Annotated in this window: 4 protein-coding genes; all 4 read right to left on the bottom strand. The window is 34.1% G+C overall.

All coding sequences use genetic code 11. From position 1 onward, the window contains the following. A partial coding sequence (locus WC622_RS08610; protein ID WP_372819186.1) for a M14 family zinc carboxypeptidase occupies window positions 1-519 on the bottom strand: 519 nt, incomplete at its 3' end. Between the two features lie 17 nt (window positions 520-536). Next, entirely contained in the window at window positions 537-3,419 is a 2,883-nt protein-coding gene (locus WC622_RS08605; protein WP_372819184.1) for a prolyl oligopeptidase family serine peptidase, read from the bottom strand. Window positions 3,420-3,747: 328 nt separating this feature from the next. Beyond that, complete coding sequence (gene yidC / locus WC622_RS08600; protein WP_372819182.1) at window positions 3,748-5,547, bottom strand: membrane protein insertase YidC; 1,800 nt, start codon at window positions 5,545-5,547, stop codon at window positions 3,748-3,750. 20 nt (window positions 5,548-5,567) lie between these two features. Beyond that, window positions 5,568-6,354 (bottom strand): CTP synthase (locus WC622_RS08595; RefSeq protein WP_372819180.1); only part of this gene is annotated, 787 nt, incomplete at its 5' end.

Here is a 6,354-nt window from a genome sequence, read left to right as displayed (position 1 = left end):
AGGTTTTAAGGTTCCTGTTACGCTCCACAAAGTAAGTTGGTCGTGCAAATTAAAGCCAAAATCAGGTTTAATATCGGCTCTGCATTTTTTCAATACTTTAGCTTCTGGTGATACTTCCTTTAAAAAATCACGATTAATATCTATTTGTTGTGAATTTCTTCTGGTAAATATTTTTGCACCGTCTGGGTTAACCATCGGTAAAAAGAACAGCTGACAGGTTTCTGCTATCAGCTTTGCTAGCTGATCATCGCTTTGCAAAAAATTAAATAAATCAAATAAGGCCATTGTGCCTGTAGCTTCATCTCCATGCATTTGGCTCCACAGCATTACCTTGGTATTTCCTTTTCCAAACTTAACTATGTTAATACTTTTGCCTTTTACAGATTGACCAAGCTCGCTTACTTCAAAATTGGCAGGTAATTGGTTTAATAAATCAACTATCGCATTATGCTTAAAAAAGCGGTCTTTCAACCGCTTTTCTTTAATTATTTCGTAATTATTAATTACAGGTTTTATCATTGTGGACAGAAAACTAATTAAGGTTTATCATCAGTTAGTTCAAAGCCCCAAGTTCTACCTTTATCTATTGCTGGTATACCACTTGTCATCCATACTGGAGCCTTAGCACCTTTTAAATAGTAATCAAAAAACTGTTGCTCTCTAATTTGAATATCTTTTCTGTTTTGACGTTGCACCAAATTATGCGCTTCATTATTGTAATTTAACAACCAAACTGGTTTGCCTAAACGTTTTAAACCCGTAAACATCTCAATACCTTGATACCAAGGCACAGCTCCATCTGCATCATTAGACATGATAACAACTGGCGTTTTTACTTTTGGTAAATTAAATAGTGGCGAGTTTTCTATGTATAATTCAGGTTTTTCCCATAGCGAAGCGCCAATTCTACTTTGTGTTTTTTCATACTGAAACTGTCTATTCATACCGCTTTCCCAACGAATACCACCATAAGCTGATGTCATGTTTACCACTGGTGCACCAGCCCAAGCCGCTGCGTACATGTTTGTTGCAGTAATTAAATGTGCAACTTGATAACCTCCCCAGCTCTGACCTTGAATACCAATTTTAGTTCCATCTACCCATGCGTTTTTCTTTAAACTCTCTACACCTGAATTAATAAATTCTTCGGCAGATTTACCTGGATGACCAGTTTCATAACTAATATCTGGTGCGAAAACTAAATAGCCATTACTTACAAAAAACGGAATGTTTAAACGTGATGGTGTAGGAGCAGGGGCATTGTAGGCGTATAATCCTTCCGAAAGTTTCTCATAGAAATACACAATCATTGGGTATTTTTTATTCGGATCGAAGTTCTCCGGTTTGTATAAGATACCATCAGATTTATATCCTTTTGGTGTAGTCCACTTTACCAATTCTGCAGTACCCCAATTGTAATTAGCTTGCTGAGGATTTGTACTGCTTAATTTTAAGGCAGTTTTTAAATTATCTTTAGATAGGTAAACGTCTGGAGAAATGGTGTAATTTCCTTTATCAAAGAGGATAACATCAGCATCTTTCGCTTTCACCAAATTAGAATATTTAAATGGTGCCATAATTACTAATTCAGGTGCTTTATTATCGTTCAATGCTTTACGATAAAAACCATTTTCTTTTGTAGTGTTGTTAAATGCATCTAACCATAAAACCTCTTTTTTAGTGAAAAATCTAGAATCTGGATTTATTCTTTCTACACGAAAAGTAATATTGTTTGTTCTACCAAAACCATTGGTTAAATTTTTAGCTGAAGTTCCATCTGGAGAAAATTGCCAGATATCATAACGATCGTACAATAAAACCGCTTTATCTTCTTCTAACCATCCTGCAACGCCATAGCTATTTGGATCATCAGGCACATCGTTTTCTTCATCGTAGAATTTCGCCGTCATGTTAGCAGTAATGATGCTTGTTTTTCCAGTAGCCACTTGGTAGGTTTTCCAAAGTTTCACTTTCTTATCGTAATATAAAATGTAATTGCCATCAGGCGATGCAGAAGCATTTCCATCTAAACTTTCTAGAATTTTTTTACGAGCACCAGTTTTAACATCAACTAAATAATAATCACGTACCGATCCACCTGTCCATTGTGATGGAATACGGTTTCCGTAATCTGTTGATGCCAACACAAAAGCAGCATTTCCTTCGTTTACCAAATTAGCATCGGGAAGTTTTGCATCGGTTAAAGGCACAATTTTAGGGTCAGTGCTATAAATATCAATGGCAGTTAAGTAACTTCTTTTAGCTTCTCTATCTGCGTTTTTTAATTGCATCGGTTGCAAATAGTCGTCTTTATATCCCCAGATATCCAACTTAGCATTTTCGAAATCTACTAAAGTAGTATCCTTTGCCTTTTTAATTGGCGCAACACCGAAGAATAATCTATTGCCATCTTTACTAAAAGTAACTTTTCCATCACCGCTAACTGCAAATTTAGCAGGCATGCCTGGCATATCGTTATCCACTAAAATTTGGGCAGTATCAAGTGTTAATGAATTATAGTAAACATTAAAATCTTTAATTTCTGTTTTTTCAGGACTAGTTTCTCCTAAAAATGCCAAGTGCTCACTTTCATCATCAAACGTAAAATTTTTAAAGTTTCCTTTGCCTTTTACTAGCGTTTTTAATAGTCCACTTTCCGTATTTAATAAAAATACACCTTGTGGAGCTGTTTTATCCTTTTTAGATCCAGTACAGGCAAAAACCAATTGTTTTCCATTTTTACTAAATGCATAATCGCTCACAAACTTGTAAGTTCTTTCTACACCTGTAGTTAAGTTTTTTACAATTAAATCTGTTCCTTCTTTGGCCGCTGCACCAGTAGGTTCGTCATCAGCTAAATAATCTTCCTCACTATCATTTTTTTGCTCAGTAGCTTGACTCGCTGGTTTTGTTTTTTTGCTGGTATCAGGAGCTTTTTCTAAATTATAAGCTAACAATGCACCCCCGTTTTCTGGGAACCTGAAGGATTTAACCCTAGGTATTTTAGTAATAGCTAACGTAGTTAAATTGGCAATACCTAAAGTGTCTTTGGTCATCTCATCTGCCTTTTTCTTTTTGATTTTAGCCAATCGAGTATCTTTATACCAAGGTTTAATGGCAAAAGCTGCGAATTTGGAATCAGCACTAAATAAAGCAGAATTTGATCGTACTTCGAAACCTAATTGTGGAGGAGTTCCTCTAGAAACCTGTATTTTTTGCGCAGTTACACTATTTTGGAAATATAAATTTGCATCTCCTTCTTGTTGATTAATCACATATGCAGCCCATAATCCATTATTTGAAAACTGTTTTGCGCCTACAGCTTCCCATTTATCATAAACAGAATGGTCTAATGGTTTCTTTTGTGCATACACTGCACTAGCAAATAATAAAAAAAGTAAGGTTAATTTTTTTTGCATGATTATAATAGTTATGAGAGTTAATCTTATCTGACTTTAAAAATTGCAAATTTTAAGCATAATTCTACTATGTGTATATCAAATTTTACAAAGTAGATTGTTTTTCTTTTCGCAAGCGCCATCATTCCCAGGTCGATCCGATAACTATCAGATGGAAATCTTAATGTTACAGATTAATTACGCTTGGACGCTTCGCATTCCCGTTTTTACGGAAATGATGAGAGGGTTCATAAAAAAAACCGCAGATGCCAGCTAAATCTGCGCATCTGCGGTTTGTATTAGTGTAAGTTATCTATATTGAGATGTAAACTTACAACGTATAACTTCACTATTTTCCTTTTTTCTCTTGCGTTTTTGCTTGAGCTTGAGTTCTCATATAATCATCTAAACGAGATTGGAATTTAGATTTTTTCTTTTCACCTTGTGGTTTCGCCTTGTTTTCTTGCAAAATAGCATGAATTTTATCGTCGTTAACCATTCTTCTAATTAAATATTGTTGTAAGAAGGTTAGCATGTTTGCTAAGAAATAATAATAATTTAAACCTGATGGATAGCTATTTAACACACCTAAGAAAATGATTGGCATAATATATCCAATGTATTTCATCTGACCAGTTGCACCAGAAATTTGGTTGTTAAAGTAGGTATAAATCAATGTTGAAATCGTCATCAACACACACATTAAACTTAAGTGATCTCCAATAAATGGAACTGTAAAACCAAACTTGATAAAATCATCATAAGTTGATAAATCGTGCATCCATAAGAAAGTTTGACCTCTTAACTCGAATAAATTAGGGAAGAAGAAGAAAAATGCCATTACAAAAGGTAATTGTAATAACATCGGTAAACATCCACCTAATGGGTTTACACCAACTTTTTTATACAATTTTAAATATTCTTGTTGTAAAAGTGTAGCATTATCTTCACCAACTTTAGCTTTAATCTCATCCATTTCTGGCTTCAAGATTCTCATCTTAGCCATTGAGATATATGATTTATAGGTTAATGGCGACATGGCTAATTTTAACAAGATAGTTAATACCAAAATAATCAATCCATAACCCCAACCAAAGCTCTCTAAAAACTGGAATACCGGTAATACTATAAAACGATTGATATACTTTAAAGGCCAATAACCCATATCAACTTGTTTTTCGATACTTTGTCCTTGTGCTTTTAAGTTATCAAATTTATTATTGCCGAAGTAAAACTTCATGGCATAACTCTCAGTTGCTAAGTTTTTAAATGGCAATTGCATATTAGCCCCGTACCATTTAATTTTTCCAGGTTCAGTGCTTATTTTAACTTCTAAATCACCTTTTTCAAAAGGAACTTGAGGAATTAATACTGCTGAGAAAAATTGTTGTTTAAATGAGAACCATTCTATTTTACCTTCTTTTAACTCTTCTTTAGCATCTTTGCCTACACCTAAATGATCAGGGTTTTTATCAGTGTATTTATAGAAAGGAGCAGCATGTTCTTGCTCTTTTTTAGCAGATTTCTCTTGCTCTAATAAAGTAGCTTCCCAGTTTAAAGTAATTGTATTTCCTTGTACAACTTGGTTTAAACCGTTTAGGTTAATGTTAAAATCAACATTATTGCCATTAGGTTTTAAACCATATACAAACTCAATGTATTTATCTGCACTATAGTTAGCACGCATGCTAATGTTGCTTGCTGTTTGAGTAGCTGTAAAATACAAATTGTTGGTATTTACAATTTTACCATCGATATTAAGGTTTAACCCAAATTTATTATCTGGTCCGTTGAATAAAATTAAAGGCTTGCCACCGTAAGTATGCTCTTTTTTAACTTCAACTGATAATATTTTACCACCTAAATTGGTGAAGGTTAATTTTAACTTATCGTTTTCTAAAACTGAAGTTTGTGCAGTGCCAGTAATATTGCCGCCAAAAGGACCTGATAATGTTGTAGAATCTGGCTTTGTTGGTGTTGTAGGTTGTGCTACGGCTGGTGTAGGTTTTACTCCTGCTTTTGCTAATGAGTCTGCGGTAATTTTAGCTCTTTCTTTTTTAAGATCAGCCTCACTAGGCTTCATAAAAAAAACAGCTGCTCCTAAAATAACCATGATCAGGAACAGACCTGTAAATGTATTTCTATCCATTATATTGTTTTAAACTTGTATTATATTGTTTTCTTTTTGGCGTGCTCCATTGCAGCGGCGACAAATTTAACAAAAAGTGGGTGAGGATTTGCAACTGTTGACTTTAATTCTGGATGAAATTGTCCACCAACGAAAAAAGGATGGTTTTTTAACTCAATAATCTCTACTAAATTACTATCAGGATTAACGCCAGAAGCTATCATTCCAGCATCTTCATATTGCTGTAAATAGCTGTTATTAAACTCATAGCGATGTCTGTGTCTTTCGGTAATATGTTGTTTTCCGTAAGCTGCGTAGGCTTTTGTCCCTTTTTTAACATCGCATGGATAAGCACCTAAACGCATTGTTCCACCTTTTAAAGTGATGTTTTTCTGTTCTTCCATCATATTAATTACTGGATGTTCAGAATTTTCATCAATTTCTGTAGTATTTGCATTTTTCAAGCCTAAAATGTTGCGACCATATTCAATCACTGCACATTGCATTCCTAAGCAAATACCAAAGAATGGAATTTCGTTTTCTCTTACGAATTTAATCGCCTCTATTTTTCCTTCAATACCACGACTACCAAAACCTGGAGCTACTAAAACACCTTGTAAATGGCCTAATTTTTCTTTTACATTATCGGGATAGATACTTTCTGATGGAATATATTCTACGCGAACTTTACATTCGTTTTTTGCACCTGCATGAATAAATGCCTCTGAAATAGATTTATAAGCATCCGGTAATTCTACATATTTACCAACTAAACCAATTTTAACTTCAGCAGTTGGATTTTTTAAACAACTAAGAAAATCTTCCAAC

This window comes from Pedobacter sp. (assembly GCF_041662865.1).
In the GTDB taxonomy this organism is placed as follows: domain Bacteria; phylum Bacteroidota; class Bacteroidia; order Sphingobacteriales; family Sphingobacteriaceae; genus Pedobacter.
The sequence above is the reverse complement of the archived record's forward strand: the minus strand, read 5'-3'. Positions and strand labels throughout refer to the sequence as shown.

Bases quoted from the DNA above. Each gene is read 5' to 3' on its own strand.
- WC622_RS08605 (WP_372819184.1), bottom strand. From the start codon at position 3,419: ATGCAAAAAAAATTAACCTTACTTTTTTTATTATTTGCTAGTGCAGTG.
- yidC (WP_372819182.1), bottom strand. From the start codon at position 5,547: ATGGATAGAAATACATTTACAGGTCTGTTCCTGATCATGGTTATTTTA.